We start from the raw sequence: 19,499 nt of genomic DNA on the forward strand, positions 1-19,499 counted from the left end.
CCATTATTTTCTGCCAATCGAATAGTATTCAACGCCGCTTTCTCTCATCTCATTTACATCGTAAATATTCCGGCCATCATAAACAAGAGGTGTACGCATGAGCTTCTTATAGTCTCCCGGCTCCAGTGCTTTAATTTCTTCCCATTCGGTAAATATAAAGCAGACATTTGCACTATCCAGTGCTTCTTCAGCTGTCCTTACATAATGTATGCTTTTCTTGCCATACTTCACTTCTTGTTCTAAACCCGTGTTAAAAAATTGTCTTTTAAAGTTCTCCGTACCAACCGGATCATAGGCATAAATATCCGCCCCTTGCGTTAATAATAAAGGTACATTTGCTAGCGATGGGGCTTCTCTTAAATCATCAGTCCCGGGCTTAAAGGTTAGCCCTAATACTGCTACTTTCAAACCATTAAAGGTGATAAGCCGCTGACAAGCCTTCTTATACAGAAGGAGTTTTTGATCGTTATTGACATCGATAGCAGCCTTAACTGTTCTAATGTTATACCCATGCAAAGTTGCCAGATAATCTAGTGCTTTCGTATCTTTTGGGAAGCAACTCCCGCCATATCCAATACCCGCATTTAGGAATCTACTGCCAATCCGGCTGTCATACCCCATCCCTCTGGCGACTTCTTCAATATCGGCGCCGACCAGTTCACAAAGGTTTGCAATATCATTCATATAGGATATTTTTAATGCTAGAAAATCATTGGCGGCGTATTTAATCATCTCAGCAGAGCGTCTTGACACGGATACGATCGGCAAGCCAAACGGCTCATAGATTGTTATAAGCGTATCCCTGGCTTTTTGGCTATTTGTGCCGATAATAATCCTAGCCGCCTCAAGCGTGTCGCGTACTGCCGTGCCTTGAGCTAAGAATTCTGGATTTGATGCGACTTGTACTTCTACATCATTTGCTAAAAAATCCTGAATAAACTTCTCGACTTTATCATTGGTACCCACGGGAACTGTGGATTTCACCACTACGAGGCAGTCCTTTTCTACCGTTTCCGCAATTTGTCTTGCAACTGTTGCTATGTATACTAAGTTAGCAGAACCATCAGGCTGTTCAGGGGTTCCTACACCAACAAAAATGGCATCTGCATTTTTGTAAGCAGATTTATAGTCTGTCGTAAAAGTTAATCTCGCTTCATTAAGGTACATCAATTCCTGTAAATCTTGTTCGTAAATTGGAGATGTTCCCCGTTGCAGCATTGTTATTTTTTTCTCATTAATATCTACACAAGTGACGTTATGTCCTCTATGGGCCATACATACCCCTGAAACCAAGCCAACATAACCCGTCCCCGCTACGGTGATGTTGAGCGGACGTTCAATACTTAATGGCTTTTGAGATCGGGGGGATAACGTTTTAAATGTTATGTCATACATAATCATTAATCATTCTCCATTTCCGTTGATTGATCTTCGGAGAAAAACATCTGGACAAACGCTCTCCTATGTAATCTTATTCCAGTCCAATCTATACAAGAATCAATAAATCATTTTTTTGTTCGGCACAAAAAGAAGAGCCCTTAGGGACTCTTCCTTCATAATATCGTTAACTACATATTAACAATATCCCTGCTACTCCATCTCGATTACCAGTTCAGGTAGGTTGAGGCTAGCTTCACTGGAATTATATTTGGTATACTGGGATGAAATGTTTGCTAAAGCAAAGCTGTACTCTCCATTGCCTGTAATCGCTGCTGTCACATCATAATCAACCCAGGAATCAATTGTTACCTTCGTCTTTGTACTCAAAGGCTCCCCTATTATACTCGGGGCATTATTGTAAGTTAATCCACTTTCCAACCAGGGAATACTGGTTCCATTGTAATTGTTGGATACAGCATAGATAGAACCTCCATCTCTACTGCTTGCAACAGAATATACCCTTATCTTAGCGTTCTTCATCGTACCGCTTAATCCGGTTACATTGAACTTAAGATAGCTATGGAGCGTATATGTGCTTTTACGCACTTCCAATGTAGTTATTGAGCCGTAGTTTTTATTCGGATTTATACTGCTAACCTTTGCATCGTCGGTTGGCGTAAACTTGCTAATCTGGGGTATGGGGTCTACTGATACAGTAACACTCGCTGAACTGCTCACTCCGTTGCTGTCGGATACTGTGGTTGTTATGGTATGAGTACCGATAGTCAAATTGCTAACGTTAAATGAACTGCCATTTCCGATTAAACCATCAATCGATGAGGTCCATGTCATACTCGCACTCAGGTTCCCATCCTCCGTATCACTGGCGCTTCCGCTGAAGTTTATGGCGTCGCCACTCATATAAGAGGCTCCGTTTACAGGACCGATTATACTCACGGTTGGCGCATTGTTGTTCGTTGGTATGGATAACTCATATATTTTTCCGTCGTTTTCATTTGGATCCACATTGTTATCTACACCGCGATCAGTTACATACATAGCCACAGATGCCGGATCGGTACTGCTCGGTCCGAAGCCTATCCCCGAAAGTTTTCGGGCTGAAGCTGCAGAGATATCAATCGTTTGTTCCAAAGTACCGGCTACGGTAACCTCTGCCACAACAGTCCTCGATGCTGTGTCTGAAATGTACAAATGGCCTGTAGCTGGGCAGAAGCCAATTCCTTCTGGATCGTGTACTCCTAAAATTGTAGTGTCAAAGTTTGTCACAAGATCATCACCATATGGCGGTACACCATCGAACTGGCCATTGATACCCGGCTTAATTAGATAAACTTCTTCATTGACACCATCAACGATAAAAAGGGTGTTGGACGAAGAATCAAATGCCACTCCTTCAGGATCGTTCGAGCCAAAATATGAGGTCATAAACACTGAACGGGTGTCGTCTGAAGTGCCAAAAAAACCATCCTTGCCGGGTGCCACCTCAAATATTCTATGCCCATCGTCCTCCGAAATAAACATATGCCCGTTGGCAGGGTTATAGGCAATGCCCGTTGGTTCTTTGGTAAAAGATCTTATATTAGAAGTTCTAACGATTGTACCGCTAAGCGTGGTTTCAAATAGGTTCGCGTTTGCCCATAGATTGGTCATTTCATCCACTTCGGAATCACAAAATAAAAGCGTATTTGATGATGGTAAATATTCGATGCCGCATGGATCAGGACTCGGCGGTGTTAAACTAGAAGTGTCGATGGTATGGTACAGCACTGAACTAAACGTACTTGCAGCCATAACAACCGGTTCGTATAAGGACAACTCAATGATACGGCTACTGTCTGCCAGATAAAGACTTGTTTGCTGCGGATTATCAGTCTGATCAAAGCTTGGCGCAAAAACCAAAGCTTTCAGGTTAGTGAGTTTAAAAGTTGATAAGTTGCGGGTGGCTACAATCTCTCCGGACTGCGCTATTTCATATAGCGTCTGGTTATCTTGACTAAAAAGGTGAAGATGACCGGTTGCCGAATCAAAGGCCAGCCCATGGGGCTTTAAGATGCCAAGTTGCCGAAGATCCACCGTTGTAATAGATGCATTCTCCAACCCCTTGCTGCCTGCTGGCGTGATTTTAATTATACTCGGCCCGGACAAATCCAAAATAAATATCTGTTTTCCGGTATGATCCACGGTCATGCCCTTTGGCTTTTTCAATCTCCAAGATTGAATATTTTGCCGGGTCAGCATAGATGGCTGCAATTTGCCGTCAGTTCCCGTTGGAACCAGGACAAGGCTCTGTCCGCTTTGTTCTAAGATCAACAAGCCGCCAAAATCCTCATCATATGCGGTATTTACAGAGTCCAGTTTGGCAACCGGAATACGAACTGATCCTTCAAGTTTTTCATCCATCGTAACTGACAATAAATCAGTAAATTGTGAGAGTGATGGGTCCGATGGATTCGTGTTCATAACCTCAAATTGATTTGTTTTGGGTAGGAAGGTCAGCCCCCCTAGGTTTGGAATCCCGATATTCATTGTGTCGATTACCCTGACCTTATGAAAAAAACCACCTTGACCCTGGGGTTTTTCAGCAGCATAGGTAATGGGCGTTATCCAAGTAAGCACAATAACCATGGCAAGACATTTTGACATTGGTCTCCAGAAATGCCATTTGTGGGTTCTCATTTATTATCCTCCTTATCTTTCATTCAATTATTTTTTATATTTGCAATCTTCTTTTCCATCACTTCCATTGAAGAAGAAAATCGCCTTCATATCATAGTTATGCTATTAAACTTTGTCCTTATTATTGGTATTTGCCAGACCATACTTATTTCTTTATAAAATTAAAGATCATCTTAATATCTTTACGCTTGATTATCAACATATCTAATAACGGTGTTCTTGTTTTCAGACAAAAATATACTAAAAAGCTTATCCCACAAACTATATATGAAGCAAAAGAGGCAGCTGCAGCTCCCATTATGCCATATGATGGAATAAGGATAATATTTAAACTCACATTTAAAATTGCAGCTATACCTAAAAGAACCAGATTCACATTTTTATGACCATTCACCACATTGTATGAATAAACCATTTTGTAAAATACCATACCTAAAACTCCTGCTAATAATATCATCGTAACAAAATAGGCACCGCTAAATTCAGCTCCATATAATAGACAAATAACTGGTTTGCCAAAAAACACGGCAGCTAGAATAAAAAGAAGCATCATAAAAAATGAGATCCTGCTAATTTTGACCACTTCTTCAGCCGTTCTTCCTTTAGTAAGCTTAGATAGTAATATATCTTTAAGCGCATCCGGTATCATCCATAATTTATTTGCTAACAGTACACCCAGCGAGTAAATACCTATTTGAGCCATATCTATGTTGAAATATTGTAGAATAAGCACATCAACCTTATAATTTATTTCCATAAAAATAACTGTAACCATTGGAACAATGCCGTATTTTATATAGGGAGAAATCCCTTTCAAATTGGGACGAATAGTTTTAACTTTGATTTTTAAATTTGAAACTGCAATGATAAAGTAGACTAAATGTTTTACTATTAAGAAAGTGATACAAAGAAAATAGTTTGCTGTTGTAAAGATCATTAGAATAACAAGAAAAGCGATATCAAACAAGTCAAGTCGAATACTGGCAGTATTTCGCAATTTAGGATTTTCTATTAAGACCACATAGTTTAACTGCTTAATTCCCATCAGTAATGGGATTAGTAAAGTTACAACTTTAAGATCCGTCGGTAAATCCAAAAGAAAAATTAAGATAGCACTTATAATGATGTAGAGGAAAAACAGTCCAAAAACATAATTGATATATTCTCTATAAATATCCTGACCAGTCTTTTTTTTAAAAAAAGGATACGCCTGATATACACCAAAACAGAGAACTAAAGAAATCAATCCTGCATAATTCAAAATAACAGAAGCCTCACCCCTCAACTCCGCCCCTAAATACCGGGTATAGAGTATGGAATGGACTAACCCTGTCATTACGCCAATAATTCTGGCTAACATGGAAAAAACATATGCGTTATCTGTCAGTTTACGTATAGTTTTTTCGAAAATCATTCGTATTGGTTCCTTTGACTTAATAAGTTTAACATTCTTTGTATGTTTATTTGTATTGGTTTATCCGTTTCAAGATCAATAATCGGCCATTCTTTTTGGATGGTTTTTACTTTGTTGCGTACTGCAATAAAATTAATTTCTGTTATTCGCAATAACTTTTTCAAGTCCAAATCATTGCTAATTACATCCAATCTTCCTGTGTTTTTTTTTCTGATGTGTATCCGTTTACTGGATAATTCTATGGGTACATTGCAATTTACGATATAAATCTTGCTCTCAGCTTTTAAGATAGAAGTGAAACACCGATTAAACCTTTCACAATGTTTTAACTGATCAAATCCTAATAATGAAATTATATTTTGAATTAAACCATGATCACATAAAATGAAATTATATTCTCCGGTTTTCAAGCACCATCGATAGATCAAACTAATTCTTAATGCAGCCCAATATATAAATAATGTATTTTCTTTTTTTCTTCCTATTACTAAAAAAAATCTTATGTATTGAAGAAATAACGGCCATTCAAAACATCTAATTATGTTTTTAAATGGGTGCTCTTTAAATATATGATAAGCTTCACCGAATAGAATGACGCGATATCCCCTTCTAATTAACTCTTCCTTTAATTCTCTTGCCAATGTTGTTTTACCGCATCCTGCTAACCCATTAAATTCGATTATCTTTGTTTCCGCAGGTTGTCCCATATTAATTCTTTTATCTCCTTTATCTCTTTACCATATTCCATGGTCGAATCAATGTAATACACTTTTGAATATTCAAATGATAAACTTTTAACTATTTCATGTTTTCTTTTTACGGTATCAAAATCTTCCTCTGGTTTTCTTTTGATCGATATTTCAGGTGGTAAAATCAGTTTAAATACAAGTCCAGGAACAATTTTTTCAGCCCTGATAAGATAATTCTCTTCCACTTTGGCACAGTAAAGTATATATTTTTTTAACAATGGATTGCTAATTTTATCTACATAGTTAACTCTAATCTTAGGACCATCATTAATACCAAAATGCTTTGTTTGGGGATATCTGTCAAAGATAGCAATACCTCCGCACAGAACATATTTTTTTGCTTTGTTGAGCGATTTATATGTTCTCCTGGCAGCAGATATATGATTACTTAACGTAAGTAAAGCAGATAACACAGCTACTATTTTATAGATTTTTTTGTTTTCAATTTTTTTCTTTAAAGTTTTTTGCCATGAATAATAGTGTTCTCCACTGCCAAGATAAAACTTATTGGCATCTAACTTCCATGTTAACCATTCCAGTATTTCATCCGTCACAGTACTTTTTCCTGAACCATCCTGCCCAATAAACGCTATCATCATTCCACCAGTTTGGGGTGTCTTTTTATAGATAATTAACCTTTTAACTTTTTTTCTTAATAAATTCCTGATAGGAAGCACGATATTAAAATAATTTTTCTGCACAAGTGACGTAAATGTGCTCATCGTACAACAAGGTATCATACTTTTAGTTATATACTTGTGTAATGACAAAAAGTCTTCGGAAGTAAGGGTCTGTCTTTCAATAAATTCTTTTAACAACTTGTCACTACCATAAAATTTTTTTATTAAAATTGTTAATGGTGTTAAGTTAATTCTTTTTTTTAAATAAGTTATTTCTTTTAAAGTGCCGATGTCTAATTTAAAATTGCCTCTTTTTGCAGTGTAAATCTTCTTTAATGATGCTTTCAGGGCAATACGTGTATACAGGGTCATGATCTCCATATTTGGCTCCATGATATATACACCTGTACGATTGTCTTTAATTCTTGTGTCAAGAGCCTCCTGCGACCAAGGTAAGTTATATTCTTTCAGACCTCGATGGCCGGTTATGATTTGGTAATGTAGATGAATATGGATCAATCTGCCCGTTTGGGCATCATAGCCAATCCAATCATCTACGCCTGGATATCGAGAACCGTATTGTGGATTACACTCAATAAAATTTAAGTTCCTCAGTATGCTTTCACAGTGATTTTTGTTGTCCAAAGAAACAAGTACATCTAAATCTGTCAAACCATTTAGACCTTCTTCGAGGTGCTCATTGCTTTTCCAATGGCAATAATGTATTTTGCTGTTATTCCAGTTAAAAAAAAGCTGTTTTGATATCTCTAGCATCTTAAACCGCCCCCTTTTCCGTTTACCTTTTCTTCTTGTCTAAAAAGTAAAGTCCAGGTGAGTGCCAGGATAATTTGCGTATATATATCGATATAAGATACCATCCCATATTCATTTACAATAATGGATACCAAGATGGTGACCATGATCAATTGTAAGGGGGCAAGCCTTTTTTTAAGGCGAACAGCTTTCTCCAACATCTTGAAATATATAAAATAATAGATTGCTGTTCCAATCATCCCCAGATCAACTAACAGTTCAATATAATTATTATGAGCATAGACACCGGTTGTTCCGGCATAAGTTTTCATTGTTCCAAGCAGACTCATATAATTGTTAATACCATAACCAATCCATGGCTTCATCTTAAACCATTCCAGGCCCCACTCGATCATCTTTAACCGCATGCTCGTACTTCCATCTGTTTTACCAGTACCAATAAATCCATAGATCAGCGTCTCAAAGCGAGAACCAACCATGTCGTAGACAAAGGGAATATTCATAATCGCATAAAAGGCTACACAGACCAACCCAATTGCGAGCAGGGCATTTCTGAGGCGTTTTAAAATATTACTTTGACTGAAGATGTAATACAAAAGTAACGGAATCAGCATAAACAATATGGCTTTCCTCGATCCGGACAAAATTACAATCCCTGTATTCAAGGCCATACTGAACAGGTAAATGATTCTATATTTTTTACCTGTCAAAAATAAATAAGCACCCAGCACAACTGCGATCCCGGCACGCATCCCGATTAAATTGGAACTCATTATACTATCCAGGTTTCTGGTATCCTGAAACGCAAGAAGCCCAAAAGACATAACAACTCGCATTTCCAGAATCATTGGGGCAAAGACCATTGTATTTAATATCAAAGTAATCCTGTCAGTTTGATTTTTAATATACACAAGCAGACAATAAATTCCGATAAAATTCAGTACCAACGTCTGGTAGCGATAAGCAGCATTATCGATAGAAAGTGCCCAAGAAAAGGATAACCCTGCAAATATGCTAAAGGCTAGCATCCATTTTACATAAGTATTAAGATAGAGTTTTTGTGACTTCATAATATAGATAATGCAGGGGATAACAAGTAAGACTTTAATCAGCCTTAACAGATTATCTCCTGGGTCCAGCACTATAGAACCAAAGATGTATAAAACGATCAAAATATCCACTATTTTGATTCTATTCGATAAAATCATGTATCACATCATCCGTTCCCATTCAGTTACTATTTTACCCACTGCCAAATCTAAACTGACTTTTGTAGCATTCCTGGAAATAGCAGCTGCTTTCTCTGGGTTTTCTATGATATATTTCATTGCTTCAAACATGGCCTTCACATCTCTCACCGGAACCAATATCCCATTCTCATAGGAATTAATCATCATTCTCGCTCCGCCGCAAGGGCAGTCAGTGACAATACATGGGAGACCGATGGCCATCGCCTCGATCATAGAGTTGGAAAGGCCTTCGTAATCCGAAGAGGAAACAAACATGGTACACTCGATTACTTTTTCATGTATATCTGGAATGCTTCTGTGCACAGTAATGCAATGCCGTAAGTGTTTTTGATCAATATAGGTTTCTATTCGATTCCTTTCACTGCCGTCTCCATAAAGGGATAGCCTATATTCGGGGTACTCCTTATGAAATAATGCAAATGCATCAATCAACAGCAAGAGGTTCTTTTGCTTTTCTAAACGTCCAAAATTAACGATTTCTTTTCTTCTTTCTCCCCAGAACAATTCCGGCAGTCCTTCCATAATAGGGTTGGCAATAACAACTGTTTTCTCTTGAACCGCTTTTGGAAAGTAGGCCTTAGCACCCGGTGTCTGGCATACCAGACCGTCTGCCCATCGATATAGAAAGGATCTGAGGGGTTTAATCATTTTTTTATTATCCTGTTGGGTCGGATCATTTCTTTCGGAGATAATTATTTTATTTTTCAATCTCAAACCCGCAATGATCGTCTGCATGTTAACAAAGTATTCGAAGGCAACGATAGTAGCACCTGGGTTGTTTTTAAATACGTTTCGCAGTTGCCGAATCCTGTCCAATTTATTGATCAGTTTTTGTGTATATCTTACTTTTAAAAAGATTTGCTCAACCCATTGATTCATTGGATAGGTTTCATACCTGTTATTAAAAGCGTATACCGAAACATGATACCCTTTTCCTGCAAAGGCGTTTGCTAAAACACTGATAACGCGCCCCGCACCCCCGTTGGCTACTTCATTGCTGATAAAGATGATACGATTTGCTTTTTCCATCATTTATTTCATCACCTCCTCCAACTAACTTATAATAAATTTCTTTTAATTGCTTGGCATTTTCCTGAATATCAAAACCAGCCGCCTGGATTTGCTCTAATACACCCTCTTTTATCTTTTCTCTGTCAGGGATTTTTATGGAACGAATCTTTTCGGCCCATGCAGACGGCCCTTCTTGCAGCGGCATATAGGTAACCAAATCTGTTAATTTACATTCTTTTGTGATTACGTCAGAAATCACACAGGGCAGACAGGCAATCTGCCACTCTAACACCACGTTAGGTAAGCCTTCGAATCTAGACGGAAAGATCATAATATCCATTGCTTGCAGCATATCAGCCATATTGGATATACTCCCGGTAAAAATAACTTGTTCTTCTAATTCATACGCTTCAACCATTTTCTCTATCTGTGGACGAAGTGAACCCTCACCTATCAAATAAAGTACATAATGTTTATCTTCACAAGCCAACTCCTTGAATATCTTAATTAAATATTCATGATTTTTTTGATAATTGAAGTTGCCGGCATGCCCTATAACAACCTTACCGGTTAATTTTAATTTTGTTCGTAGCTCAATTCTTCTGTTTGGGTTATAAGCAAACTTTGAGATATCTTTGCCATTAGGGATTACTCTGAAATCTTTATTGCCAAAGAGCCATTTGCCCGCTTGAATACCACACGCAAAGCCCTGTGTATAGGACAAATTAAATAACGGCCGCAGTAACTTATTTAATCTAGGATAATTCGTACATGTATTACGACTATGGGCAATCCTTACTTTACAACCCGCCAATTTAGCAGCCCACATCTCGATAGCTAATGTGGTACTATTGCCATGAGCATGAACAATGTCATATTGATTTCTTTTTATCAAGCGGCGCAAAGCTAAAAAATACCGGAAAGTTTCCTTCATTCGTAACGGAAGCACATGTATGCCGCATCCCATCTCTCGTATAATCCTAAGCATCTCCGGATGAAAGTTCTGGCTGACTAAAGCAAAGTCAATCTTCATGTCGGAGCGTTCTGTTGCTTCCAAATAAGAAGTGATACTATTCGTGATGCCTTCAAAATCTAAACCAATGGTATTTAAAATTAAAATTTTTAACATAGTGATCATTTTTTCTTTGAAATTAAGTTGATCATTTTCTCAGTATCATCTCCAAAAAAGCTGCAACCATTGACCATCTGAGGAAACCATATTGATTGAGAACTAAGATTACACTCAATAATTACCACATTATCATCCTTATCTATCATAAAATCCCATGAGATTATACCAATTCCGGGAATACGCCCATGTAACCTTTTAGCAGCATTAATAATTTGCAAAGTTGAAGAGACGCTGTATCCTTCAAAAACAACACCTGAATCCGGATGCTTATAAAATCTATCTTGCATTTCACTGAATCCGACCTTATTTAAAATTCCATGATCTGTAAGACCAATCATAATACCTCCAGCGTGAAGATTATCAATAAACTTCCCTCCTCGTCCAATACGTAAGGCAAGCGGACCATGATGTACAGAATTATCGACAATATATGTAATAATTCGTATTGTATTAATCGATTTGTCATAAAGTCTTGCATAATCAGAATGTGCGACTAACTTTTCTTGGATGATATAATTATTATTTAATTTTATAATGATGTTTTTAACACTCTCCCCTGATAATAAATCTATACCATTTTGGATATTATGCATGGTTATACCGATACCGGAGTTAGTGTTAATGGTTGGCTTAATAACAATATTCCCCACATCTTTTAGGACCTCTAACATCTTTTCTTCAGTTATTATGTTGTGACTTCCATCATAAAGATAACCCCAGGCATTCGAGACAATTGTTTTGGGTACTTTAACCTCATCATCTTCAAATAAGATTCCTAACAAATTTTTATCACATAGCACTCTGCAAACATGTCTTTGGTTCATCACTAATTCTAATTTTGTTGTAAATAATATTTCTGGAAAGTATTTAGCATCAAATTGACCCATATAACTTTGGTATAATCTGTTCCAGGTCCTTGGTATTTTCCTGCCATATGCCTGCTTCCACATTCTATCAATTTCTTGAATCTGATGAGGTTGCAGTTGAATTTCTGAATATAGTTTTTTCTTCTTCCTTATGTTCTTCATCTCATGAATCCAGACGACCAATATCCATAATAGGCGTAAAATTAAATCCATAAATTTTTCAAACCAAATATAGAATTTCATAAATTTACTCCTATAAGTTCACTTTTGTCAGGTAATTTAATCCAACTTCCCATCTTGACATCAAATTCATAAGGCTTAATATTTGCAAATCCTGCACTACAGGTAAAGGTTATTTCACCTAAGTACAATTTATCTCGAATTATGTAAAAGTCTATCCGTGCATGTAAGAAAGGTTTTGCTAATATCTTCGTAATTTCTACCATCTCATCATAATGCTTTGGTTTGGCCTGATAATCTATTTCAGAGGGATATCCATATGAGACTCCGTTCATCTTATTCCAATCAGCATCATACATTGTCATCTTATGGTTCGTAAACCTATCCGTATGTATTGCGGTAAATTCAATACCACCGGCGCCATTGATATTATTAAAATAGTACAATTTATAATCAATAGGTAAAGTATCACCGTCTTCCGACAAGAACCTCTCAATGATAATTCTTGGTCTTACTTTTCTATAGAACCATTCTCCATAGCAAGGAAGATATTTATGTTTTAACCATTTATTTAACTTTTTTGTTGTACGTTCGATATTTAATTTATCTTTATTTCTGCAAATAATATTTAGTCCTGAGCCATGGGTTACTTTTAATACAAATTGCTTTGGAAGTTTATCGAAAGGTATTTTATTTGCATCAAAACCTTCCCATAGTAAATCAACTAGAATCTCTTTGTAACCACAATCTTCAACATACTGGCGAACAGTATATTTGTCTGCACAAATGGGAATTAAATCATTTCTATAATAAAGTTTTATCCAATTTATTTTTTCATTAAAGGTTCTAGGATTAGATAAATTGAGTTTGTAACCTTTTTTCAGAAAAAATAATAATTTTAATTCAGTTGTTGGATTTATTTTAAAAAGAATATTCATTGGTATTAATAAAATGTTTTTTAATGTTTGATTCATTTAATGTATCCTCACTTCAAGTTTTCCTGAATAAATCCGTCAATCAAATCGATAATCGCGTTTGGATTTAAATTTTCCCATTTTACCACATCAGCAGTTCCATCTTTATAAGATTTAATGGCATCATATAATTCATCTATTTCGAAGACAGCTAATATATATTTATTTTCTGCAAAAGCTTCATTGGTTTGTATTTGATGATCATCGATATGCTCCCCATACCTTGCTAATCTTGTCACGCCTATTACTTGTTTGCCTTTATTTAATGCTTGTATAAATGAACCCGTAGCTCCGTGAGAAATTACGATTTGGGCCTCATCAATCTTTGATTCAAACTCATCACGATTTAAGAAATCTTTATAGGCAAAGTGTCTTGGAATATATTTGGACGTGCCTATTTGAGCAAAAATTTCTTCATCTATCAGGCCTTGTTCGATGAGCTCGTCTAACTTTTTAAACAACCTGTCAAAAGGATAGTGCCTTGAACCCACACAAACGAAAATCAATATAGGCACCCCCCGTAAACAGCATTATCATAAAACTGCTTTTGGGACTCCCATTGTACAATGAAAAGATCTGTGTGCTTATGCATCTTAAGACCTGCTTGAGTAGGCATTTTTGCCCGGGCAAATGTCTCAATAAAGACAAATTTTTTTTTACTAACCCGAGATAAAAAATAAAAAGGATAAGCTACGATTGTCCCAGTGGTAATTACAAAGTCGGGTTTTTCTTTTATCCATATGAAAAGAACCATTAAGCTATTGGCGATCATTTTGGGGATCATAAACTTATCCTTTAAATCAGTTTGATACATCAGGTACTTAGCATCACACTCAAAAATCGTCTTCTCAGAAACATAAAAGCCATCGTATTTATCTAGCAGAGGCTGTAATCTCTTCAACTGTTCCCAATGCCCCCCTGAAGACGAGACCAAACATAATTTAGGACGTTTTACTCTTATATCTTTCATGTTCACCTAACACGCACCTTTCCTCATTAAAACCACCGGCACCGTCTTTGCTAAGATCACCATATCCAACCAAAACGTCCACCTGTCGACATACTCAGCATCCATATCCATCCACTGATTAAAGTCGACATGATTTCGCCCACTAATCTGCCAAATACAGGTAATTCCCGGCCTTACCGCTAATCTTTTTCGATGCTTCGGATCATACATATTTACTTCACTCGGAAGTGGCGGCCTTGGTCCAACCAAACTCATATCCTGCTTAAGAACGTTCCATAATTGCGGCAATTCATCTAAACTAGTCTTTCTAAGAAATTTTCCTACTGTTGTTACTCGGGGATCATTTTTAATCTTAAAAACAGGGCCGCTCATTTCGTTCTGGTCAGCAAGCTCTGCTTTTAACGCTTCCGCATTCACGACCATCGATCTGAATTTATACATCTTGAAAATGCGTCCATTAAGACCAACCCGTTCCTGAGAGAAAATGACCGGACCGTTTGAGGAAATTTTAATTGCCAGGGTTATGGCTAACATGAGTGGGCTGATCAATAATAAGATTACCAAGGTTACTCCGAAATCGAAGAATTGTTTACCCATCTCTTGCCAAGGATTTCTTGGATGACTATCGAAGGCAACCATCGAAAGCCCACCAAAATCTAAAGATCTGCTACTGGCAACTTTGGCTACCATATCATCGACCATAATCACGACATTTTTCCCCATCATATCGAGTAATGCAAGATTCTCCTCAATTCCTTCTTCAGTGACTGACGCTGTCACAACCGTCGTATCCACGATATGAAGATTCATAACTGATTCTAACTGAGAGTAAGTTCCTAAATAAGGTATCTCCAGACCATTTCTTTGGGGCGCTAAATAACCAATAATTTTATAGCCCAATTGAGGATTGTTTTTAACTTTTTCTAGATATGTTTTAGCAGCAATACCGCTTCCTAAAATTAAACTGTACTTGGTGTTATATCCCGATCGTCTCCCGTATTGCAAAATCAGCCGAATCAGGATATGAACGCTGAAGGTCAGTCCTAAAGCGATGGCTACAAAATAAAAAATAAAACGGTCACCTATGAATTTCGGATCAAATAAAATTAAAAAAGAGATTGTCAATATAAAGGAGAGAAAATGTGATTTAAATATTTTCAATAGTTCCTGTTCAAAAGACATAAAGCGTCTCGATTCATATACTCTCATTACATTAGAGTTTAAAGTCCAAAAAAGAATATAAGACAGGAAAATCAGAAAATACTTTAGCGGAATATAATCCGAATTGATAGCGAGCTTGATAATGAGGTAAAAACCAATACCTATTAGGAAAAGGTCTATCAACAATGAAATGGGCTCAATGATCCCATTTTTTTCCCTTAACATCTCCTCGCTCCTTCCACACCTCTTATTCCTAAAGATTATTCAAAATTCAAGCTGTTAATTCCAATGAATTTCCAATTTTTTTCGGCATTTATCATCAAGGATGTCCTTTTGTCAGAAAAACAAAAAAAAACTAGACCTAAAGGCTTAGCAACAATGAATCTTTATGCGCTTTTATCCATCGCATCTCATACACGAAGTGTTTTTTAATTCTTTTAGTAATAATAATTTTGCTTCTTGGATTGCACCTTGGCTTTATTCAATATGGTACCAAGGATTTTAGCTCCTACTTTCTCGAGCTGTTCTTTGGCGCGCAGGGCATATTCCCGCTTAACTTCCCGTGCAGCCAAGACAAGGACGACACCATCTACCAACTGGGCTAGAATTGAAGCGTCTGTAACGGGAATGACTGGCGGGGAATCGATAAGCACGAAATCATAGGTTTGGGTTATTTCATTCAAAATGTGTTTCATACGCCGGGAATCTAGAAGCTCGGCAGGATTCGGGGGGATTGGACCGGATGTCAGGATATCTAATCCTTCGTGTGGAGTTTTAACGATAAAATCAGAAACGGGTACATCTTCTGCCAAGGTGATAGTTAGCCCCAACAGATTAGATAGCCCGAAGATCTTGTGCTGTGACGGATTACGCAAGTCAGCATCAATAATGATGACGTTTTTTCCGGCTTGGGACATGCTGACTGCAAGATTTGCTACGATGGATGATTTACCTTCCTCGGATCCAGCGCTAGTAAAGAGGATACGCCTGATTACTTTATCGGCATTGGCAAACTGGATGTTCGTACGTAGGGTGCGATAGGCTTCCGCTGTCAGGGATTTAGGATTGTCTAAGGTTCTGAGATTATATTCTCGCATGGTCTCTCCTTTCTAATTTTGTCATACCGATAATCGAGTATAACTCCCAACACCGACAGCCCCAGGAGTTCTTCTGCTTCCTTACTGCTGCTGATCGTGTTGTTCAGATATTCGAGCAAAAGGGATAGCCCGAGGGCTCCTATAAAACCTGCTATAAAGGCGATGAGAATATTCACGATCTTGTCCGGCTTGACTGGAGCAATGGGGGCCACGGCTTTGTCGACAATGCTGACTGAATCGACTTTTTTGATCTCCATGACTGCCGCTTCGAACTTCCGCGCTACGCTATTGGCGATATCTGCAGCTAATTGAGGGTTTGTATCTGAGACAGTGATCTGAAGGATTTCTGTCTCATTAATTTGACTAACGCTAATATTTGAATTCAATTCGTCTTCGCTTAATCCTAAATTGAGCTCGATGATGACCTGTTCCCTTACAGTTCGGCTCTTGGCGATTTCGCCATAGGTCTTTGCAAGCTGCCTATTAGCCTCTAGGACATTATTTTCCAAAAGCTGTCTGGCAGACTGTTCCTCTAAATCGATAGCTTTCTTGCCCACGATGAGAGTAGTTGAGGATTGATAGACCGGCTTGAGTACATAAAAACTAATCCCGCCGCTGATCAAAGCCGCCGAGAGGGGAATGGCGACGAGGATCAACCAGCGTTTTTTAATGACTTCCCAAATTTTTCTCAGGTCGATTTCCTGTTCCATTCTTTCCTCCTCATAATGTCAAAACAACCAAGAAATACACTTAATAGTTATTTGTTATTTGTTGTCTGTTATTAGTTATGCCTGTCCCGTTCCTTTTATTCTCTGTATTTTTTAATTACTTCACTTTAGGCTCCCTGTATTAAGATGCTGAATCTAGGTTTTTACTTATCGAGAAGATCCCTCATTGCTACCGCTGGCAAAGAAACTGCGTATTTTTTCTCCCGCATTTGCCTTGAATCCCCAGCCTTTTCCTTTATTACGAAAGGGAGTCATTGTTTGTTCCTTATTCAGGATCTCCAATCCTTCACCTCCTAAAATAGCCTGAGGATTCGTCTTAAAGTAACGCTCAAAGTACTGGGGCCCAACTCTCTGGGAAAAGTACAGGAGTGCTTTTTTATACCTGTCCTCATGATGATATGCAAAATGGGCATCTGTCCCGATCAGTTGTACCAAGCCATTTTCCAGTAACCAGTTGGCTAACTTAAGTGGTCCCCGGCCGAAAAGTCCTTCCAAACTTCGCAAATCCACTTGCAGAAGAACCCCATTGTTTTTCCACTTTACCAGAAGTTCTGTTGCTTCGGCTAAATAGCCGTAGCGTTCAGGATGCGCCAATACGGGAACAATTCCTTGCACTTGTAATTCAAAGATCACTTGTTCCGTATAACTGGGCAGTACCTGAATCGGGAGTTCAAAAAGAAGATATTTATGACTATCGGCCATAGTAAGAATTTTATTTTCCTTGAGATATCGAGGTAATTCTGGAAAAATATAATTTTCAGCTCCAGGGAGTACTTCTATAGGGATACCCTCCCGTTCCAATTCAAGGTTCAAACGGACTGTCGCCTCTCGGATAACCTTGGGATCCAGGAATCTACGTCCCTCAAGTACATGTGGAGTTGCAATAACCTTCTGAAAGCCTACCTTGCTCAGTTGACGGGCTAAAATCAACGACTCATCCATTCCCTTTGCTCCGTCATCAATTCCCGGCAGGAGATGACAGTGGACATCAATCAAAAACTTCTCTCCTTTCTAGCTTAAAAACTTTTGCGCTAAAAATCATTGAGCATTAGCAAGCGCTTGCTCTACCACTTTCTGAACACCATTTAGATCAGGTTCATAATAATAAACTACTGCACCGACAAGGGGATCTTGGGCTGAAATTCCCTTGCCGGGAAGTTGATAATATTGTATTTCATTCTCTGTAATCCCCTTGAAGTTTAGTCCCATGGCAGCCATCTCTGCAGCAGACATATTTGTATCGATTAAATCTTGGTAGACTATATGAATAGTCTCCGACAGTTTCGAAATATTTGAGAGGTTAAGCATCGTATTGGCCAAAGTAGAAAGAAGATAAAACTGATTGCACTGCCGATCAAAATCTCCATTAGGTAAACCATATCTTGCCCTGGATAACCGTAGCGCTTGATCTCCTGACAGATGGTTTATTCCGGCAGATAAATGAATCCCGCGAAGATCATCATTTACTGCGTTAGGAAGATTAACCTCAATCCCTCCCACTGCATCAACGGCTTTTTTAAAACCTTGGAAGTCAATTTTTACATAATAATTAATCGGCACACCAAGCAAATTACTTACCGCTTTAACACTTTCCAGTGTTCCTTCACGGACTCCCCCCTGCTCTTCACCTACCGCATTGGCATGATTGATCTTAGTTAATCCCACATTCGGAAGATTTACACGCGTGTCGCGCGGGATTGAAATCATAGCTACGTGATGCGTATCCACATTGGCTGTAACGAACATTAATAAATCCGAACGCGCAACTTCATTCCCTCTATTATCTGTTCCCAAAACAAGTATATTCACTTGGCTGTTCGCTTTTTGAGTCTGGTCTTTTTTGTCATTCGCACTCATTAATGAATTTGCCGGTTCAGAAATAACCCCCGCATGGTGAAGTGTATTCCATTCCCAATAATAAGCTCCTGCTCCTATAATACCGATAATCATCAGAAGTAAGCATGATATTACAATTGCCTTTTTCATCTGGCCCCACTCCTAAGTTCAAACAACTTATTCCATTCTAAGCCAGACTCTCCAAAAATATTCCATTGTAACAAAAAAGAAAAAAGCACTGCCAATGGATTTAGCAGCCTTTTAAGGAATATGGCTTTTTGTCCATCTAATTTTTTGCGTTCTGTCAGACGGACTTTCATACAACTACGTGTTCTTCAAGAAAGGAAGAGACAAAAAAAGGCACAAGAGAGGCCTGACGGCCTCACTAGGGTTCTGTCCCGTCCCCGTCCCCGAGGTGTCGTTTATATTTTCCAAGGAGAGTGTTGAGCGATGTAGGTGTCCAATATAGCGCAAGCCCAAGGATTAACACGGTAATATTAGAATTTTCTAGTTCAATTTAAAATATGCAAAAGCTTGATTATCCATTGATTTAAATAATGGATAATTGAACTTGTATATCAAGTATTTTGAATAATCATTAACAAGAATAAAAGATAAATCATATACCTGTATTGGATATGATTTCCATGGAAAGGAGTT

General features: G+C 37.9%; 17 protein-coding genes. All 17 read right to left on the reverse strand.

What is annotated here, in order from left to right; all coding sequences use genetic code 11:
* Positions 1 to 3: 3 nt before the first annotated feature.
* Positions 4 to 1,395, reverse strand: coding sequence for a UDP-glucose/GDP-mannose dehydrogenase family protein (locus A7K50_RS01565; protein WP_083916808.1), 1,392 nt, complete (start codon positions 1,393 to 1,395; stop codon positions 4 to 6).
* 195 nt (positions 1,396 to 1,590) lie between these two features.
* Entirely contained in the window at positions 1,591 to 4,077 is a 2,487-nt protein-coding gene (locus tag A7K50_RS01570) for a DNRLRE domain-containing protein (RefSeq protein WP_020492670.1), read from the reverse strand.
* A gap of 145 nt (positions 4,078 to 4,222) precedes the next feature.
* Complete coding sequence (locus A7K50_RS01575) at positions 4,223 to 5,491, reverse strand: polysaccharide biosynthesis C-terminal domain-containing protein (RefSeq protein WP_020492669.1); 1,269 nt, start codon at positions 5,489 to 5,491, stop codon at positions 4,223 to 4,225.
* The gene (locus tag A7K50_RS01580; RefSeq protein WP_119774499.1) at positions 5,488 to 6,198 is read right to left on the reverse strand and encodes a hypothetical protein; all 711 of its coding nucleotides are present in this window, start codon (positions 6,196 to 6,198) and stop codon (positions 5,488 to 5,490) included. The genes A7K50_RS01575 and A7K50_RS01580 overlap by 4 nt, the downstream gene beginning before the upstream one ends.
* Positions 6,171 to 7,634 (reverse strand): hypothetical protein, encoded by a 1,464-nt coding sequence (locus A7K50_RS01585; RefSeq protein ID WP_119774500.1) that lies wholly within the window; start codon positions 7,632 to 7,634, stop codon positions 6,171 to 6,173. The genes A7K50_RS01580 and A7K50_RS01585 overlap by 28 nt, the downstream gene beginning before the upstream one ends.
* The gene (locus tag A7K50_RS01590) at positions 7,628 to 8,842 is read right to left on the reverse strand and encodes an O-antigen ligase family protein (protein ID WP_020492667.1); all 1,215 of its coding nucleotides are present in this window, start codon (positions 8,840 to 8,842) and stop codon (positions 7,628 to 7,630) included. Before A7K50_RS01590 ends, A7K50_RS01585 begins: the two co-directional genes overlap by 7 nt.
* Before the next feature lie 3 nt (positions 8,843 to 8,845).
* Positions 8,846 to 9,916: a glycosyltransferase gene (locus tag A7K50_RS01595; protein ID WP_119774501.1), complete on the reverse strand. Its 1,071-nt coding sequence runs from the start codon at positions 9,914 to 9,916 to the stop codon at positions 8,846 to 8,848.
* Entirely contained in the window at positions 9,876 to 11,033 is a 1,158-nt protein-coding gene (locus tag A7K50_RS01600; RefSeq protein ID WP_020492665.1) for a glycosyltransferase family 1 protein, read from the reverse strand. Before A7K50_RS01600 ends, A7K50_RS01595 begins: the two co-directional genes overlap by 41 nt.
* Positions 11,030 to 12,136, reverse strand: a complete 1,107-nt coding sequence (locus A7K50_RS01605; RefSeq protein ID WP_020492664.1) for a sugar-transfer associated ATP-grasp domain-containing protein — start codon at positions 12,134 to 12,136, stop codon at positions 11,030 to 11,032. Before A7K50_RS01605 ends, A7K50_RS01600 begins: the two co-directional genes overlap by 4 nt.
* Positions 12,133 to 13,047 carry an ATP-grasp fold amidoligase family protein gene (locus A7K50_RS01610; RefSeq protein WP_083916803.1) on the reverse strand — a complete coding sequence of 305 codons (915 nt, stop codon included), beginning with the start codon at positions 13,045 to 13,047 and terminating at the stop codon, positions 12,133 to 12,135. Before A7K50_RS01610 ends, A7K50_RS01605 begins: the two co-directional genes overlap by 4 nt.
* An 11-nt stretch (positions 13,048 to 13,058) precedes the next feature.
* Entirely contained in the window at positions 13,059 to 13,553 is a 495-nt protein-coding gene (gene pssE / locus A7K50_RS01615; protein ID WP_020492663.1) for a PssE/Cps14G family polysaccharide biosynthesis glycosyltransferase, read from the reverse strand.
* Complete coding sequence (pssD, locus tag A7K50_RS01620) at positions 13,550 to 14,017, reverse strand: PssD/Cps14F family polysaccharide biosynthesis glycosyltransferase (protein ID WP_034382459.1); 468 nt, start codon at positions 14,015 to 14,017, stop codon at positions 13,550 to 13,552. The genes pssE and pssD overlap by 4 nt, the downstream gene beginning before the upstream one ends.
* Positions 14,018 to 14,023: 6 nt before the next feature.
* On the reverse strand, positions 14,024 to 15,403 hold the full coding sequence (locus A7K50_RS01625) for a sugar transferase (protein WP_020492661.1): 1,380 nt from the start codon (positions 15,401 to 15,403) through the stop codon (positions 14,024 to 14,026).
* Positions 15,404 to 15,615: 212 nt separating this feature from the next.
* Positions 15,616 to 16,275: a CpsD/CapB family tyrosine-protein kinase gene (locus A7K50_RS01630; RefSeq protein ID WP_020492660.1), complete on the reverse strand. Its 660-nt coding sequence runs from the start codon at positions 16,273 to 16,275 to the stop codon at positions 15,616 to 15,618.
* Positions 16,248 to 16,985 carry a Wzz/FepE/Etk N-terminal domain-containing protein gene (locus tag A7K50_RS01635; RefSeq protein ID WP_020492659.1) on the reverse strand — a complete coding sequence of 246 codons (738 nt, stop codon included), beginning with the start codon at positions 16,983 to 16,985 and terminating at the stop codon, positions 16,248 to 16,250. Before A7K50_RS01635 ends, A7K50_RS01630 begins: the two co-directional genes overlap by 28 nt.
* Positions 16,986 to 17,150: 165 nt before the next feature.
* Entirely contained in the window at positions 17,151 to 17,999 is an 849-nt protein-coding gene (locus tag A7K50_RS01640) for a CpsB/CapC family capsule biosynthesis tyrosine phosphatase (RefSeq protein WP_119774502.1), read from the reverse strand.
* 42 nt (positions 18,000 to 18,041) lie between these two features.
* Complete coding sequence (locus A7K50_RS01645; protein WP_083916802.1) at positions 18,042 to 18,989, reverse strand: LCP family protein; 948 nt, start codon at positions 18,987 to 18,989, stop codon at positions 18,042 to 18,044.
* Positions 18,990 to 19,499: the final 510 nt, after the last annotated feature.

The organism is Dehalobacter sp. MCB1 (assembly GCF_003590275.1).
Classification (GTDB): Bacteria; Bacillota; Desulfitobacteriia; order Desulfitobacteriales; family Syntrophobotulaceae; genus Dehalobacter.